Source organism: Halomonas sp. LMYGS-3, from assembly GCF_059509875.1.
Window position 1 is genome coordinate 227,687 of the sequence record NZ_JCAKFQ010000002.1, and the last position, 16,571, is coordinate 244,257.

General features: G+C 69.1%; 15 protein-coding genes. 11 read left to right on the forward strand and 4 right to left on the reverse strand.

Features of this window, described 5'->3' with window-relative positions; translation table 11 throughout:
* Positions 1-155: 155 nt before the first annotated feature.
* A complete protein-coding gene (locus tag AC5W54_RS03265; protein WP_495960630.1) occupies positions 156-2,252 on the reverse strand; it encodes a TonB-dependent receptor in 2,097 nt (698 codons plus the stop codon).
* A 263-nt stretch (positions 2,253-2,515) separates the two neighbouring features.
* Here AC5W54_RS03265 and AC5W54_RS03270 point away from each other — a divergent pair, with 263 nt between their 5' ends.
* Genes AC5W54_RS03270 through AC5W54_RS03295 form a run of 6 tightly spaced genes read left to right on the forward strand, consistent with a single transcriptional unit; the run spans position 2,516 to position 7,444 of the window.
* A complete protein-coding gene (locus AC5W54_RS03270; protein WP_495960631.1) occupies positions 2,516-3,301 on the forward strand; it encodes a DUF3450 domain-containing protein in 786 nt (261 codons plus the stop codon).
* The gene (locus AC5W54_RS03275) at positions 3,298-4,671 is read left to right on the forward strand and encodes a MotA/TolQ/ExbB proton channel family protein (protein ID WP_495960632.1); all 1,374 of its coding nucleotides are present in this window, start codon (positions 3,298-3,300) and stop codon (positions 4,669-4,671) included. Before AC5W54_RS03270 ends, AC5W54_RS03275 begins: the two co-directional genes overlap by 4 nt.
* Entirely contained in the window at positions 4,646-5,188 is a 543-nt protein-coding gene (locus tag AC5W54_RS03280) for a MotA/TolQ/ExbB proton channel family protein (protein ID WP_495960633.1), read from the forward strand. Before AC5W54_RS03275 ends, AC5W54_RS03280 begins: the two co-directional genes overlap by 26 nt.
* Positions 5,181-5,588 (forward strand): ExbD/TolR family protein, encoded by a 408-nt coding sequence (locus AC5W54_RS03285; protein ID WP_495960634.1) that lies wholly within the window; start codon positions 5,181-5,183, stop codon positions 5,586-5,588. The genes AC5W54_RS03280 and AC5W54_RS03285 overlap by 8 nt, the downstream gene beginning before the upstream one ends.
* Positions 5,585-6,331: an energy transducer TonB gene (locus AC5W54_RS03290; protein ID WP_495960635.1), complete on the forward strand. Its 747-nt coding sequence runs from the start codon at positions 5,585-5,587 to the stop codon at positions 6,329-6,331. The genes AC5W54_RS03285 and AC5W54_RS03290 overlap by 4 nt, the downstream gene beginning before the upstream one ends.
* Positions 6,332-6,352: 21 nt before the next feature.
* Positions 6,353-7,444, forward strand: coding sequence for a hypothetical protein (locus tag AC5W54_RS03295; RefSeq protein ID WP_495960636.1), 1,092 nt, complete (start codon positions 6,353-6,355; stop codon positions 7,442-7,444).
* Here the strand turns inward: AC5W54_RS03295 and xthA are convergent.
* Positions 7,434-8,261 carry an exodeoxyribonuclease III gene (gene xthA, locus AC5W54_RS03300; protein WP_495960637.1) on the reverse strand — a complete coding sequence of 276 codons (828 nt, stop codon included), beginning with the start codon at positions 8,259-8,261 and terminating at the stop codon, positions 7,434-7,436. The two genes, AC5W54_RS03295 and xthA, sit on opposite strands and share 11 nt — an antisense overlap.
* Positions 8,261-8,515, reverse strand: a complete 255-nt coding sequence (locus tag AC5W54_RS03305) for a hypothetical protein (protein ID WP_495960638.1) — start codon at positions 8,513-8,515, stop codon at positions 8,261-8,263. Before AC5W54_RS03305 ends, xthA begins: the two co-directional genes overlap by 1 nt.
* A 170-nt stretch (positions 8,516-8,685) precedes the next feature.
* Here AC5W54_RS03305 and rhlB point away from each other — a divergent pair, with 170 nt between their 5' ends.
* Positions 8,686-9,969 carry an ATP-dependent RNA helicase RhlB gene (gene rhlB / locus AC5W54_RS03310; RefSeq protein ID WP_495960639.1) on the forward strand — a complete coding sequence of 428 codons (1,284 nt, stop codon included), beginning with the start codon at positions 8,686-8,688 and terminating at the stop codon, positions 9,967-9,969.
* Between the two features lie 270 nt (positions 9,970-10,239).
* The gene (gene dinG, locus AC5W54_RS03315; protein WP_495960640.1) at positions 10,240-12,384 is read left to right on the forward strand and encodes an ATP-dependent DNA helicase DinG; all 2,145 of its coding nucleotides are present in this window, start codon (positions 10,240-10,242) and stop codon (positions 12,382-12,384) included.
* Positions 12,385-12,459: 75 nt separating this feature from the next.
* Here dinG and AC5W54_RS03320 read toward each other — a convergent pair whose 3' ends face one another.
* Positions 12,460-13,539: a 3-deoxy-7-phosphoheptulonate synthase gene (locus AC5W54_RS03320; protein ID WP_495960641.1), complete on the reverse strand. Its 1,080-nt coding sequence runs from the start codon at positions 13,537-13,539 to the stop codon at positions 12,460-12,462.
* Positions 13,540-13,847: 308 nt separating this feature from the next.
* On the opposite strand from AC5W54_RS03320, the gene rpoE reads away from it, so the two are divergent.
* From rpoE to AC5W54_RS03335, 3 genes are all read left to right on the forward strand, one after another.
* Positions 13,848-14,453 carry an RNA polymerase sigma factor RpoE gene (gene rpoE, locus AC5W54_RS03325; protein ID WP_495960642.1) on the forward strand — a complete coding sequence of 202 codons (606 nt, stop codon included), beginning with the start codon at positions 13,848-13,850 and terminating at the stop codon, positions 14,451-14,453.
* A gap of 187 nt (positions 14,454-14,640) precedes the next feature.
* A complete protein-coding gene (locus AC5W54_RS03330; protein ID WP_495960643.1) occupies positions 14,641-15,339 on the forward strand; it encodes a sigma-E factor negative regulatory protein in 699 nt (232 codons plus the stop codon).
* A gap of 103 nt (positions 15,340-15,442) precedes the next feature.
* The gene (locus tag AC5W54_RS03335; RefSeq protein WP_495960644.1) at positions 15,443-16,429 is read left to right on the forward strand and encodes a MucB/RseB C-terminal domain-containing protein; all 987 of its coding nucleotides are present in this window, start codon (positions 15,443-15,445) and stop codon (positions 16,427-16,429) included.
* Positions 16,430-16,571 lie beyond the last annotated feature (142 nt).

Below are 16,571 nucleotides of genomic sequence, written 5' to 3' on the forward strand. Positions count from 1 at the left end.
CGACAAGGCAACGGGACCGGTCAGTCGAAGCGAGGCTAATGATAATGCTTATTATTATCAGTATCAATAATGTTGCCTCTGGCGTTCTCCGCTCATTGGGCCGCCAGGGAGCCGACATGGCGGCGATCCAGGGGCGATGGCATCGCACGAGCCCGTCAGTAGTCCATTGACCAGGTCAGGGTGAAGGTGCGCCCGCGGCCCTGATAGTCGTAGAGGTACTCCGGACCGTAGTAGGGCGAATAGAACATCGCCGCGCGCTGGCCCCACACCGTGGAGTAGCGCTCGTCCAGCAGGTTCTGCACGCCGAGGCTGAACTTGCCGACGTCGGTCTGCTGGCTGAGCGCCAGGTCCAGGGTGGTATTGCCGTCGATCTCGCGATCGGCGTCATCCTTCAGGTCGAAGGTGTGGTTGGCCTGCAGGCGCGCCGAGCGGACATGGTCTCGCCAGCCGACGAAGGCGGTGGCCGAGGAGAGCGAGGCATAGCGGGCATCGCGTTTCTCCCAGTTGCCGTCATCGTTCTCCTGCTCGGAGCGGACCAGGTGCAGGGTGCCGCCGGCCTCGATGCCGCCCGCGAAATAGCGGGTCAGGGCGCCCTCGAGGCCGTAGTCGCGCTTCCTTTCGTCGATCACGTCGACGCTGAGGTCGCCGCTGTTGATCTCGAGTGCCTTGTCGGACCAGGCGTAGTAGGCCGCTGCCTGGGCCACCCAGTCGCCACCGCGGTAGCGCCAGCCGAGTTCGACCTGGTCGGTCTCGATGGCCGACAGCGGGTTCTCGTCGACGCTGATGCCGGGGCGGCCGTAATACTTGGCCGGGTCGGGGAGTTCGAACCCCTGGCTGTAGCGCAACCAGTTCTGGTGGCCGTTGCCGTAGTCGTAGAGCGCGCTGGCGTTGAGCAGGGTGGCATCGTAGTCGTTCTCGCCACCGGGGATGCCGTTGAAGTCGTCAACCTCGACATCGGAGTGCTGGCGGCGGGCACCGGCCGAGAGCTTGAAGGCGTCGGTCGCCTGCCAGTCGGCCTGGGCGAAGGCGGCGAGGCTGTCGACCCGGTAGCCGGGGTAGCGTGGCGCGATGCCGGCCTGCTCCTGGACCAGGCCGCCGGTCGCATCGGACACGGTCTTGGCGAAGGTCATCTGGCTGGCATCGAAGCGTTCACGGTCGAAGTCCAGGCCGTAGGTCAGGCCGACGTGGTCGGTCAAGCGGGCATCGAACAGCGCCTTGATTCCGCTGAGGTCGGTGTTCTGCTTGGAGGCGCGGAATTCGGAGCCGCCGGTGACCGGGTAGGGGAAGGCCTGGAAGCTGGCTTCCTCTTCGCGATGGAAGGCCTGCAGGTAGAAGTTCTGGCCCAGCAAGTCACCATGATGGTACTGCAGGTTGACCATCCGCCGGTCGGTGGTCGGGTCACGATCGGAGCGATAGCCGTCGCGGATTTCGGCGTCGTTCAGGTCGGGCGTGTCGGCATCCAGGTTCGGGAAGTAGACGCCACGGTCGCCCTCGTAGCCGGAGCGGTAGAGCTGGGCGCCGAGTTCGAGGGTCTGGTCTTCTGCCAGGTTGACGGTCAGGTTGCCCAGCACGTCGATGCTGCGGTTATCCTGCAGGTCGGTCTGGGCGATATCCGGGAAGATCTCGTCGCCGCTGGCGTCGAAGTGGCGGCCGTTGTCCTGGAAGGCGGTGCCCAGATAGGCCTGCACCCGCTCGTTGCCGCCGCTGACCGACTGGGCGATGCGCTTGTCGAGATCGTCGCTGTCATTGAAGCCGGTGGTGACGCCGGCCTCGGTACGCCAAGCGGGGCCGCCGGCGCGGCCCTTGCGGGTGATGATGTTGATGATGCCGCCGGTGGCGCCGCCGCCGTAGAGGCTGCTGGCGCCGGAAATCACCTCGATGCGCTCGATGTTGAAGGGATCGATGGCGTCGAACTGGCGCGACAGGCCCCGGGAGCTGTTCATCGACACCCCGTCGATCAGCACCTGCACGGTGCGCCCCCGCAGGTTCTGGCCATAGTTGGTGCGGCCCTGGGGGGCCATGTCGAGGCCCGGCACGAGCTTGCCCAGCGCGGTCTTGAGATCGGTGCCGGTTTCGACCTGCTGCTGCAGTTCCTCCTTCTCGATCACCCAGACCGCGCCGGGAATCTGGCTGATCTGGGTGGGGGTGCGTGACCCCACCACCACCATGGTGTCCTGCACGTCCTGGGCCTGCAGGGCCATGGCGGCCGAGCCGGCGACCATGGCGAGACCTAGGGTGACTCGCTTCTTCATCGTGGGTTTCCCTTGCTGTAAGGCTTGATCGGTTCTGGCCGAAGCGGGGCAAGGATAGCACCATGAAAAATAATCTCAATGAGACTGATTTGTATTCATGTGCATAGGCCGCCAGCCTTGCCACACCAGGCGAGTATTCCGAGGGGGCGTCACTCCATCATGATTGATAATTGTTTTCATCGATGGCATCGTTTGGCCGCTTGCCTTCCGGGCCAGCCACTCGTCCCATCAACGCATCGTGTGAACATCAAGGGAGTCCGGTCGTGGTGACGTTTCGATATCCACTCTTGCGTGGCACGGCCCTCTGGTGGCTCATGGGGTTGCTCGCGGTCGCCCCGGCGATATCCGCCGAGACGCTGCTGGAGGAAGCGAGCCAGGCACAGCGTGCCCAGGCCGAGCTCCAGGCACGCATCGACGCCACCGATGACGAGGCGCGCGAGCGACTGCGGGAGCTGCGCGAGCTCGAGGCCGAGACGCGGCGCCTCGCGGCGCGTAACGCCGAACTCGAACCCCAGCTGGAGCAACGGGCCGAGAGCCTCGCGCGCCGCGAGGCGGCGCTGGACTCCCTGGCGGGCACCCGCGAGGCGCTGCCGTCGATCACCCGGGGGCTGGAGGAGCGCCTGGCGCGGTGGATCGAGCACGACCTGCCGTTCCTGGTGGAGGAGCGCCGGGCGCGCGTCGCCGGCCTGGGCGATCCCGCGCTGTCGGAGGCCGAGCGCCTGGAGCGCCTGCTGGCGGCCTGGCGTACCGAGCTCGACTACGGTCGCGAGCTGGACGCCTGGCGCGGCTACCTGACCCGGGACGAGACCCGGCGCGAGGTGGACTACCTGCGTCTCGGGCGGATCGGACTCTACTACCTGACGCCGGATGGGCGTGGCGGCGGGGTCTGGCTGGCCGACGAGCGGCGTTGGCGATCCCTGGACGATGACGAACGCGGCGAGGTGCGCAAGGGGCTACGCATCGCCCGTGATCAGCGGGCGCCGGAGCTGCTCGAGCTGCCGGTGTCGCAGCCGCTGATATCGGCCGAGACCCGGGAGGAGCGTTCATGAACACACGGCGATTGGCCGGTGGGTTGCTGTGCGGCGTGCTGCTGTGCCTGGCGAGCCTGGCTCAGGCCCAGTCCGAGCCACTGTCCACGCTGCGCGCCGAGCGCGAGGCGGCCGAGGTGCGGGACCAGGCCCGCCTGGTCGGGCTGCTCGAGGATCGGGAGGCGCTGGAGGCCGCCCTGGACGAGGCGCGCGAGGCACACGAGGCGGCCCGGCGGCAACACCGCGAGCTGGAGGCGCGGCAGGCCGAGCAGGAGGCGTGGCAGGTCGAGCTCGACGCCCGCCAGCGAGAGCAGGGGGGCGACCTGGAGGGCATCCTGGCGACACTGGCCCGGCACAGCGGAGACCTGCGCGACGCCCTGGCCGACAGTTGGTTGACGGTGGCGGGGGGCGAGCTTCCTCCCCGGCTCGACGATGCCGAGGTGCTCGAGCGCGAGCACCTCGAAGGGATCGCCGACGGCCTGATGGCGCTGACCGCCGAGACCGGTCGGGTGGTCCGCTTCGAGGCCCCGGTGGCCGGGGCGGACGGCGAGGTCGCGCCGCACCGGGTGATACGCCTGGGCGACCTGGCCGCCTTCACCGAGGGCGAGCTGCTGCGCCGCGGCGCCGACGACGCGGTGCTGTCGGTGGTCGAGCGTACCCCGCGCGAGGTGGCGAAGACCCTGGCCGGTTTCCATGCCGGCGAGGCGCGATCGCTGGCCCTGGATCCGACCGGTGGCCGGGTCGTGGCGGCCCTGGCCCAGCGTCCGGATCTCGTCGAGCGCTTTCACCAGGGCGGTGCCGTCGGCTACGTGGTGGTCGCGCTCGGGGCCTTCGGCCTGCTGGTGGCGCTGGCCCAGTACGGCTACCTGCTGCGGGTCAGCCTGGCCGTGCGGCGGCAACGGCGTGACCTGAGTCGGTTGCGTGGCGACAACCCGCTGGGGCGAGTGCTGGGCCGCTTCCGCGCCCTCGAGGGGCACCAGACGCCGGAGGCCCTGGAGGCCCGGCTCGATGAAGCGGTGCTGGCCGAGCAGCCGCGGCTCGAACGCGGCCAGGCGCTGGTCAAGCTGCTCGCCGCTGTGGCGCCGCTGCTCGGTCTGCTGGGGACGGTAACCGGCATGATCGTGACCTTCCAGGCGATCACGGTATTCGGCACCGGCGACCCGCAGCTGATGGCCGGCGGGATCAGCCAGGCGCTGGTCACCACCGTGCTGGGGCTGATCACCGCCGTGCCGCTGCTGTTCGCCCACACCGCCCTGGCGGGGCGCAGCCGCCACCTGGCCGGCGTCGTCGAGGGAGAGGCGAGTGCCGCCCTGGCGGATCATCTGGAGAATCGCACAGCCGGCAAGCCGGCGGCCATGGGGAGCGATGCCCGTGATGCCGCTCTGGCTTGACCCCCTGCAGCGCCTGGTCGAGGCGGGCGGTGCGGTCCTGGTGGTGATTGCCCTGGTGGCCATGCTGCTGTTCAGCCTGGCGCTGGAGCGCGTCTGGTACTTCCGCATCACCTATCGGCGGGCCCGCCGTGGCCTGATTCGCCGCTGGACGGCGCGTGACGATCACCTGACCTGGAGCGCGCGGACCCTGCGCGAAGTCTGGACCCGTGAGCTGATCGCCCGCCTGCGCCGTCCGCTGCCCTGGCTCAAGCTGCTGGTGGGGCTCTGTCCCCTGCTGGGGCTGCTCGGCACCGTGACCGGGATGATCGCCGTCTTCGACGGCCTGGCCATGAGCGAGACCAGCCAGGCCCGGGCCATGGCCGACGGCGTGGCGCGGGCGACCCTGCCGACCCTGACCGGCATGGCGGTGGCGGTGGTGGGGCTGCTCTTCACCAGCCGCCTGGAGCACATCATCCGGCGCGAGGACCAGCGGCTGCACGACCGCCTGGCCCGCGCCGTGGAGGAAACCGATGCGTAGACGCCGGCTCACCGCCGACACTGGCGAGGCCAGCGAGGTCAACCTGACCCCGATGCTGGACGTCGTCTTCATCATGCTGATCTTCTTCATCGTTACCACCAGCTTCATCAAGGAGAGCGGGGTGGAGATCGAGCGCCCCGAGTCGAGTGCCGCCACACCCCGGCCGGATGCCCAGGTAATGGTGGCGCTGACCCCCGAGGGGGCGGTGTGGGTCGACGGCGAGGCGGTGGACGCCCACCGCGTGGGCGAGCGCGTTGCCGGCCTGGTCAGCGAGGGCGGCGGCGTGGTCATCCAGGCCGACCGCGCCGCCACCACGGGGTTGCTGATCGAGGTCATGGACCGCATCCGCCAGGCCGGGGTGGAAGACGTGGCCGTCGCGGCGACCCGGAGCGGTTCATGATTCGCAGGGGGCTGTCGGCACTCGGCGGCATCTCCCTGGCGCTGCTGCTGTTCTGGCTGCTGGCGCTGCTGGTCACGCCGCCCGAGCAGGAAATCGAGGTGCTCGCGATGCCCATGACCCTGAGCACCATCGAAGCCCCCGAGCCGGTGGAGGAAGAGGTCGCCGAACCATCGGCGGAAGCCGCCGCCCCGCCCGAGGCGGCACCACCGCCGCCCCTGCCGGAGCCTGCGCCTCCCATGGAGAGCCCCATCGCGCTTCCCGAGCCCGAGCTGCCGCCGGAGGCGTTCGCGCCGCTGGAACTCGACACGTCCCTGCCGGAGCTGACCGAGACGGCGCCCGACCCCCAGCCGCAGCCCGCTCCCGAACCCGAGCCGCAGCCCGCTCCCGACCCCTCGCCGGAGCCCGCCCCCGAATCCCGGTCGGCCGCGACTGTGGCGTCTGCCGAGCCGAGCGCTGAACCCGTGAACCAGGCGCCGGTGGACGTGGGCCGGATCGCACCTACCAGTCGGGTGCCGCCCGACTATCCGGCCCGGGCCCAGCGTCGCGGCCTGGAGGGACATGTCGAACTCGAGTTCGTGATTCGTCCCGACGGGCGCGTCGACGCCTCGACGATTCGCGTCACCGACTCCCGGCCGCGCAATGTCTTCGACGCCGCCGCCCGCCAGGCGGTGGCCCGCTGGCGCTTCGAGTCGGCCGAGGGGCTGCGGCGTGCCCGCCAGCGCCTGGAATTCCAGTTGAGATGAGAGCCAGCTGAGGTGAGTGCCATGATCCCGACGCGATTCGCTGCCCTGTGCACCGCCGGTTGGCTGCTGGTCACCGCGCCAGTGGCCGCCTCTCCAGCGCTGCCCGGCGAATTCATCGCCGACCTCGAGGCCCTGCAGCAGCGCCTCGAGCGGGGCGACGTCGACGCCGTGAGCGAGCGTGCCCTGGCCCAGGCGGCACGGCTCGAGGGCGGTAACGCCGCCGACCGCTGGGCACGCGCCCTCTACCTGCAACTGGCGGCCGGGGCGGAGGCGCGACAGGGGCGGGCCGCGGTCGCCGCCGACCTGCTGAGGGAAGCCCGAGGCAGCGAGGCGGCGCCGGCCGACTGGCGGGCGGCGCGTCTACATGACGAAGCCGGCCTGCGCCAGGCGGTGGGGCAGCGCGAGCGCGCCGTGGCGCTGCTCGGCGAATGGCTGACGCAGCATGGCGGCACGCCGGAGGATCACTGGCGCATGGCGCGCGTGCTGGCCGAACTGGAGCGCTGGGAGGGCGCGGCCGAGTGGGTTGCGCGGGCGCTGGACGCCGGCGGTGCGCCGGATGCTTCCCGGCAGGCGTTGGCGGCGGCGGTCTACCAGCGGTCGGGGCGTGGAGAGCAGGCGCTGGCCCTGCTCGAGGCGGAGCTCGACGCGGCTCCCTCGGCGGCAGCGTGGCGTCGGGCCGCGGCCCTGGCCCAGCGACTCGGCGAGCCCGGACGCGCCGCCGCGATCTGGGAGGCCGGCTGGCGCCGGGGCGTGCTGGCGGGGGAGGAGGACCTGCGGCAGTTGATCGAGCTGCACCTGGCCGGGGGCACCCCGGCGCGGGCCGCCGAGCGGCTGGCCGAGGCGCTGGAGGGTGGCGAGCTGGCCGACGGCCTGGAGCATCGCCGGCTGCTGGCCCAGGCCTGGGAAGCGGCCCGGGATCGCCAGCGGGCGCTGTCCGCCTGGGAGGCGGTGGCTGCCCACAGCGACAGTGGCGACGACTGGCTGCGTCTGGGCCAGCTGGCCCACGCCTGGGGCGAGTCGGGCCTGGCAGAGCGGGCGCTGCGGATGGCCAGCGAGCGGGGCAGAGAGGAGGCCGCGCGCTGGCTCGAGGGGCTGGCGGCGATCAGAGACTGAAGTCCGTCCACACCGGGGCGTGGTCCGAGGGTCTCTCCATGCCGCGCAGGTCGTAGTCGATGCCGGCATCGACCACCCGTTCGGCGAGCGGCGCGGTGACCAGGATATGGTCGATGCGCAGCCCGCGCCTGGGGTCGCGTTCGAAGCCCCGGGAGCGGTAGTCGAACCAGCTGAAGCGGTCGTCGACCGCGGGGTGGCGCACGCGATAGCTGTCGGTCAGGCCCCAGGCCTTGATGCCGTCGAGCCACTCGCGCTCCACCGGCTGGAAGCTGGTCTTGCCCTCGCGCAGCCAGCGCCGGCGGTTGGCCTCGCCGATGCCGATGTCGATGTCCTCGGGGGAGATGTTGAAGTCGCCCATCACCGCCAGCCGCTCGTCGGGGCGGTGGTCTTCCTCGAGCAGGCGCTGGAGCTGGGCATAGAACTCGCGCTTGTGGGGAAACTTGACGGGGTGGTCGACGTTCTCGCCCTGGGGAAAGTAGCCGTTCCATACCGTCAAGGGGTCGCCACCGCCGGGCCGCAGGCGCACGCCGATCATGCGGCGCTGGGCCTCCTCGCCGTCGTCGGGAAAGCCGAAGCGTACCGCCTCGGGCTCGCCGCATTGGGTCGTGTCGACCATCAGCGCCACGCCGTAGTGCCCCTTCTGGCCGTGGAAGTCGACCCGGTAGCCCAGTGCCTCCACCGCCGCGACGGGAAATTCGCTGTCCTGGACCTTGGTCTCCTGCAGGCCGATCAGCGCCGGGCGATGGGCCGTGACCAGCGCCTCGAGCTGGTGCAGGCGGGCGCGAATGCCGTTGATATTGAACGAGACGAGCCGCATCAGTCGTTGCTCCCCTCGCCGTTGCCTTCGCCGTTCTGCCTGTCGGGATGGATGGCGATGGTCTCGCCGGCCTGCTGGCGGGCGAGCTTGCGGGCCGCCTGCAGCTTGCGCTGCTGGCGCTTCTTCTGAGTGAAGCGGGCCGACGAGGTCACCTGGTCGGGGTTCTCGTGGCGCCACTTCTTGAAATCCTTGCGCCTGCCGGTGCGGATCTGCACCTTGTCGGCCAGGGAACGTGTCTTCTTGCGGCGTGTCATGACGCATGACTCCTTGCGTGTCTGCGGGCATTCTACCAGCCGGGCCTCCCGCTTCGACAGCGATCCCTGCAGGACGCATGCACGAGGCGGGCCCTCGGCGATGGAGACTGGTACAATGCCCGTTTGTGTCATGCCTCCTAATTCACTGAAACGGACTAGACAGCAAGCCTATGAGCGAGTCGGAACAGATCACATCACCGGCACCGGCCCAGGATCGCAAGCCCAAGCGTCGCCGTCGCAAGCCGCGGCGCCGCCAGTCGTCGAGCTGGGACCTGCGCCAGTTTCAGGTGCCGGCGGTGGCGGGCAAGTGGCGCTTCCATGACTTCGACCTGCCGCTGCCGCTGATGCGCGCCATCCACGCCCTGGGCTTCGAGTACTGCACGCCGATTCAGGCCGAGGCCCTGGCCCACACCCTGCTGGGTGGCGACGTGGTCGGCAAGGCCCAGACCGGTACCGGCAAGACCGCCGCCTTCCTGATCTCGATACTGGCCTACTTCCTCGAGGAGGAGGTCCCCAACGGCCAGAAGCCGGGGGCGCCGCGGGCCCTGATCGTGGCGCCGACCCGTGAACTGGCCCTGCAGATCGAGAAGGACGCCAAGGCGCTGGCGCGCTTCACCGACCTCAACGTGGCCAGCGTCGTCGGCGGCATGGACTACCAGAAGCAGCGCGAGGGGCTGGGCAAGAAGCTCGACATCCTGGTCGCCACCCCGGGGCGCCTGCTCGACTTCCACCAGAAGCGTGACGTCGACCTGACCCAGGTCGAGGTGCTGGTGCTCGACGAGGCGGACCGCATGCTGTCGATGGGCTTCATCCCCGACGTCAAGCGCATCATCCGCCACACGCCGAAGAAGGAGGAGCGCCAGACCTTCCTCTTCTCGGCCACCTTCACCGAGGACATCCTCAACCTGGCCAGCCAGTGGACCCATGAGCCGTCCCACGTGGAGATCGAGGTCACGGTGGAGAATGCCGCCGACATCGATCAGCGTGTCTACATGGTCAGCGACGATGACAAGCAGCGCCTGTTGATCAAGCTGCTGCAGCAGGAGAGCTTCGACCGGGTGATGGTGTTCGGTAACCGCCGCGACCTGGTGCGCCGTCTCGACGACCTGCTGCGCAAGGCCGGCATCAATGCCGCCATGCTCTCCGGGGACGTGCCCCAGAACCAGCGCATCCGTACCCTCGAGCAGTTCCGCGAGGGCGAGATCCAGGTGCTGGTGGCCACCGACGTGGCGGGTCGCGGCATCCACATCGAGGATGTCAGCCACGTTATCAACTACACCCTGCCGGAGGATCCGGAGGACTACGTCCACCGCATCGGCCGTACCGGCCGGGCCGGGGCCAAGGGGGTGTCGATCAGCTTCGTGGGCGAGGAGGATGCCTTCTCGCTGCCCGAGATCGAGCGCTTCATCAATGCCAAGCTGCCCTGCGAGCATCCGCCGGAAGGGCTGCTTTAACGACAGCGATGAGCGGTAAGCTTTAAGCTGTAAGAATACCCCTGAAACGCTCGGGACTATCGCGGTTTGCCATCGTCGAGGGGCGCCGGGGGTAGGTCGCAGCGAGGGTCTTTTTCCAGGGAAGGAAAAAGTAGCGCCCAGGGACGGGTTCACAGCGCCCTCGCGGAGGCCTGCCGCCGGGACAGCCCCGACACCGAGGTGGCAAAGAAATGCCGACAGCGATTGCCCGGCGGCTTACAGAGCCAGCTCCTATGCGATGGACGCGCCAGCATGCTCGATGAGGCCCTGAAGGGCGAGATCCAGGCCGCCTACCGCCGCGTGCTCGAGGGGCTCGACCTCACGCCGCGCTACGGCCAGCGGCTGATGATCGCCGAGATCGCCCGCACCCTGGCGGCCATCGAGAGCGACGAGGCCGGCCGGCGGACCAGCGACGAGCACGTCTGCGTGCTCGAGGCCGGTACCGGCACCGGCAAGACCCTGGCCTACCTGCTCGCCGCGTTGCCGGTGGCCAAGGCCCGCGGCAAGCGGCTGGTGATCGCCACCGCCACGGTGGCGCTGCAGGAGCAGGTGCTGCACCAGGACCTGCCGGCCCTCAAGGCGCACAGCGGCCTCGATTTCGACTTCGCCCTGGCCAAGGGACGGGGGCGCTACATCTGCGTGGCGCGCCTCGACCAGGCCCTCGACGGCGGCGAGGAGAACCCGACCCTGTCGCTCTTCGAGCAGTCGCTGGCGTCCGGCGGCGACGATTTCCAGGCCCTGGCACGGTCGCTGGGCGAAGCCTACGGTAATGGCCGCTGGGCCGGCGACCGCGACAGCTGGCCCGAGGCCATCGACGACGGCCACTGGCGCCGGCTGACCGTCGACCACCGTCAGTGTACCAACCGCCGTTGCGGCCACTTCGGCGCCTGCGCCTTCTTCCGGTCCCGCCGTCACCTCGACAGTGCCGACGTCATCGTCGCCAACCACGATCTGGTGCTCGCCGACCTCGCCCTGGGCGGCGGGGTGGTGCTGCCGGCACCCGGCGACTGCATCTACGTGTTCGACGAGGGCCATCACCTGCCCGACAAGGCGCTGCAGCACTTCACCCACCGCTTCGCCGTGGGCGGGGCGCTGCGCTGGCTGCGCACCCTGAAGAGGTCGCTCACCGAGCTCAACACCGCCCTGGCGGTTCAGCCGACCCTGGCCAGGCTGCTGGCCGGACTGCCCCAGGCCATCGACGCGCTCGAACCGAAGCTGGGCGAGGCCTTCGCCCTCGGTCACCAGCAGGCCGGGTGTCCTCAGGGGCTCGGTGACGGCGAGGAGAGTCGCCACCACCGCTTCGAGATGGGCCGGGCGCCGACGCCGCTGCGTGAACTGGCCGCCGCCCTGGTGGTGATCTTCGCCGAGCTCTCGCGCACCCTGGAGACCATGAACGATATCCTGCGCGAGAGCCTCGATCCGGAAAAGCACACCGGCCTGCCCCGCGACCAGGCCGAGGCCTGGCTGCCGCTGGTGGCACTGCTGCATGGCCGTTCGCTCGAGGCCCACGCCCTGTGGCTGGCCTTCGGCGAGCAGGACGATCCCGCGGAGCCGCCCCGGGCGCGCTGGTTGACCCTCGAGCGCTTCGGGGGCGAGCCGGAACTGACCTTCTCGGCGAGCCCGGTTTCGGCCGCCCACACCCTGGCCCGGACGCTGTGGGGCAGCAGCTTCGGTGCCGTGGTCACCTCGGCGACGTTGACCGCCCTGGGGCGCTTCGAGCGCCTGCAGGAGCGCGCCGGGCTCGCCAACCGCTACCGTTACCAGCGCCTGCCGAGCCCCTTCGACTACTCTCGGGCGGTGCTCAGCGTGCCGCGGGAGGCGGTCGACCCGGCCGACCGCGAGGCCCACGAGTGGGCCATCGTCGACTTCGTCGAGGCCCTCGGCGAGCGGGAGGCGGTACTGATGCTGTTCTCGTCGCGGGCACAGCTGCGCGCCGTGGAGAAGGCCTTGCCGAAGTCCTTTGCCGAGCGGGTACTGGCCCAGGACCGGCTGCCCAAGCGCGAGCTGATCACCCGTCACCGGGCGCGGGTCGATGCCGGGGAGGGCAGCATCATCTTCGGCCTGGCGAGCTTCGCCGAGGGAGTCGACCTGCCCGGCGACTACCTGACCCATGTGGTGATCACCCGGCTGCCGTTCTCCGTGCCCGACGATCCGGTGGGGGCGACGCTAGCCGAGTGGATCGAGAGCCGCGGCGGCAACCCTTTCATGCGCATCAGCGTGCCGGACGCTTCGATCAAGCTGGTCCAGGCCTGTGGTCGACTGATCCGCAAGGAGGCCGACAGCGGGCGCATCACGCTGCTCGACCGCCGGGTGCTCACCCGCCGCTACGGCAGGGCGCTGCTCGACGCCCTGCCGCCCTTCGTGCGCGAGATCGACGGGGTGCGCCAGGACGTCTGAGCGCTTGCCCCCAGGCAACGCAATGGGCCCGGCCGGATCGGCGGGCCCGTTGTGAGGTGGCTGGGGTGTGAGTGGTCAGGCGGCCCGGGTACGGGCGGCCAGTACCGGGGTCAGCTTGTCGTTCATCCGCTTGAAGGCGTCCACGGTGGTGTCCCAGTCGATGCAGGCATCGGTGATCGAGACGCCGTACTTGAGCTGGCTGCGATCCTCGGGAATCTTCTGGTTGCCCCAGCCGATGTTGGACTCCACCATCAGGCCGATGATCGAGCGATTGCCCTCGAGGATCTGGTTGGTGACGTTCTCCAGGACCAGCGGCTGCAGCGCCGGGTCCTTGTTGGAGTTGGCGTGGGAGCAGTCGATCATGATGTTGGGCTTGACCCCGGCCTTCTTGAGTTCCTGCTCGGCCAGTGCCACGCTGACGCTGTCGTAGTTGGGCTTGCCGTTGCCGCCGCGCAGCACCACGTGGCCGTAGGCGTTGCCACGGGTGCGGATGATCGCCACCTGGCCGGCCTGGTCGATGCCGAGGAAGTTGTGCGGGTGAGCCACCGACTGCAGGGCGTTGACGGCCACGTCCAGGCTGCCGTCGGTGCCGTTCTTGAAGCCCACCGGGCAGGAGAGGCCCGAGGCCATCTCGCGGTGGGTCTGGGACTCGGTGGTGCGGGCACCGATCGCCGACCAGCTGATGCAGTCCTGCAGGTACTGGGGCGAGATCGGGTCCAGTGCCTCGGTGGCCAGGGGCAGGCCCATCTCGGCCAGTTCCACCAGCAAGCGGCGGGCGATGTGCAGGCCCTCCTCGATCTCGAAGGAGTCGTTGAGGTGCGGGTCGTTGATCAGCCCCTTCCAGCCCACGGTGGTGCGGGGCTTCTCGAAGTAGACGCGCATCACGATATAGAGGCTATCCTTCACCTCATCGGCCAGCCGACGCAGGCGGCGGGCATAATCCAGGGCCGCATCGACGTCATGGATGGAGCAGGGGCCCACCACCACCAGCAGGCGAGGGTCGCGGCCCTCGAGGATCCGCTGGATGGTCTCGCGACCCTCGATCACCGTGCGCTCGGCGGCCTCGGTGAGAGGAATCTCGTTCTTCAGGGCCTCGGGGGAGATCAGGACGTCCTGGGCGAGGACGTTGAGGTTGTTGACCTGCTGCTCTGACATTGTGCTACCTGTATCGTGTCTGCGCCGATGGCGAATATAGAGTGGGCCCTACTATCGCCCGTGGGCATGGCAAAAATCAATCGCGCCGGGAACCGTAGGGTCCTTGGCGTGTCCCAGCGCGGGCATCGTCGGCAAGGGATTCGGCTTGATGCATGCGCCAGAAACGGGAACACTTGCCTCTTTTGGCTCCGGCCTTCCAACTCCCAGCTGCCTCAGGGCTTCAGGTTGACATTATGCATGCTTTACTAGTCCGTTCGCGGCAACTCATCGGAACCCCGTCACGCCTTCCTCGGCCGGGGAGGGCGTGAATGGGCACCCGGGAGACCGATCAACAACTCGTCGAGCGCGCCCAGAAGGGTGATACCCGTGCCTTCGACCTGCTGGTGAGGAAGTACCAGCACAAGATCATCGGGTTGATCGGCCGCTACGTGCACGACCATGCCGAGGTCCAGGACGTGGCCCAGGAGGCCTTCATCAAGGCCTACCGGGCGTTGGGCAAGTTCCGCGCCGAGAGTGCCTTCTATACCTGGATGTACCGGATCGCCATCAACACCGCCAAGAACTACCTAGTCTCCAAGGGGCGGCGGCCCCCGGGCAGCGATCTCGATATCGTCGATGCCGAGATCGTCGATCACAGCGGCCGCCTGGCCGACATCGAGTCACCGGAGGCGGCGATCGCCCGCGACCAGCTCGAGGCGGCCGTCTTCGAGGCGATCGAGAACCTGCCCGACGACCTGCGCACCGCCATCACCCTGCGTGAGCTCGATGGCCTCTCCTACGAGGATATCGCCCATATCATGCAGTGTCCGGTGGGCACGGTGCGCTCGCGTATCTTCCGGGCGCGGGAAGCGGTGGATCAGCATATCCAACCGCTGGTGACCACCTCGCGCAACCGCGAGCCGATCCCCGAATGAGAGGGGCGATCAAGGTTTTTGACGATTTGCTGAACTGTCCGGCGCTTGCGGCGTCAGAAGCAGTGACCGACCCGCCGCCGGCGGGTCCTAACATGTCGGCATCGCCAGGCTGTGACCGTGAATGCCGACCTCCCAGGCTGTCAATGGACGCAAGGCGGGGTGCCTTGCGAGTGCGAGGGTGTGAAGAATGAGTCAGAACGCACGGGAATCGCTTTCTGCCCTGATGGACAATGAAGGTGACGAACTCGAGTTGCGTCGGGTATTGAAGTCGCTGGGCGACGCTCCCGATGCCGCCGATGCCTGGCGACGCTACCATCTGATGCGCAGCCTGATGCGACGCGAACCGGGTGTCGATGTCGCCACCGACCTTTCCGCCGGCATCATGGTGCGACTCCGGGACGAGAAGGCGCCACACCTGGAGCCCGAGATGGCGGTAGCCCGCCGCTCACTGCCGTTTGCCCGCAGTGCAGGCATCGCCGCCGCGGTGACGTTGATGGTGATCACCGGTGCGCAGTTCTACCAGAGCGGCAGCGACGAGTCTGGTATGGTCGCCGGCTCCGACAGCCAGCCGGCGCCGGTCTCGCTGGCCACGACCGAGGGCGCCGGTAGCGGTGCCACTCGTCCGTCACTGGTCGACTTGCCGCTGTTCCAGGCCCCGATAGGGGCCTCCGGCGGTGGCCAGGGGCTGATGACCGTCGGTGCGGGAGGCGAGTCGCCCATGTTCATGGCGCCCAATCCTCGACAGTCGCAGCGGGCCGACGAGGAGCAGGCTCGTCTGCTGCAATCCTATCTCGACCGCCACGCCGAGGGGGCCGCCTACCGTAGCGGTGACGCCTGGATGCCGCTGCTGCGCGCCTCGGGCAGTGAGTCGCTGGGGACGCGCTGATGCCGGGGTTGTGCTGATGCGAGCTGACCCATTACTCGTTGGCAGGATCCGGTGCCGCAGGCCTCCCGCGCTGGCGGCAGCGCTGCTTGCCGGGGCCGGCCTGATGATGGGTGTCGATGACCCGCTGCGGGCGGCCGACGCCGCTACCGAGAGCGGCGACCGCTTCGATTGCCGGGAACTGGCCACTCGGGAAGCTCCGGAATCGGCCCTCGACTGGTTCGAGCGGAGTCTCTGGGCGAGCCACTGCTACGTGTTCGAGGCGCGTGCCGTGCGGATCGGTTTCGACGGCATCAGGACCCTGGCCCTTTCCCACCACATCGAGGATGGCGTCGAACGCGAGGTGGCCAGCTTCCTCGATGGTCCCCCTGTGGTCTTCGAGCGCCGTGGCCGTATCGGTCGCCTGAGCTGGGCCGACGAGGACGGCGAGGTGCCGGCCTCGCCGGCCGGAATCGCCGCGCATCTCGACGCCTTCTATCGCCTGCAGCTGGGTGGCGAGGAGCGCATCGCCAGTCGTCGCACCGTACGCTTGAACATCGACCCTCTCGACAGCTTCCGCTTCGGCCATCGCCTGTGGCTCGACGTGGCCACGGCCCTCCCGCTCAAGCAGGTCCTGCTGGACGAGACGGGGCGGGTGGTCGAGACCTTTCAATTTACCGAACTCGATCGACCGCGCCTCCACGAGGGCCACGTGATTCTCGACCGACACCGTGAGGCGCCGGCCGACCCTTGGGTCGTCGGCTGGCTCCCCGACGGTTTCGTTCCCCAGCCGGTGGCCACCCGCAGCTCGCGGCACGGCGACACGGTCGATCATCGACTCTACAGCGATGGACTCTCCACTCTCAGCCTGTTCGTCGAGCCCATCGAGGGCGAGGGTGACGATCTGCTGGCCCCGGGCATGCACCGTCTCGGTGTCTCCCATGCTGCCGTGCGTCATCGCGAACTGGGCGGGCGTCCCAGGCAGGTGGTGGTGATGGGGGAGTTGCCGCCCCGCGTACTGCTGCGCGTGGCCGACACCCTGGAGTGGCGCGTCGAGGACGCCGCCGTATCGACGGTGATCCACGACGCTGACGTCGCGGAGGACGGACCATGACCCTGCCCCTGGCAGCCCCCATCGGTCGCGGCGGGCCGGGGCGCCCCGCTGCCCGGCTGGTGCCGGGGCTTGGTTTCGCGCCGAGGCGCCGCCATCTTCGACGATACGACGAGCCCTGTCGTCTGCGACGGCCGGCCGGGTC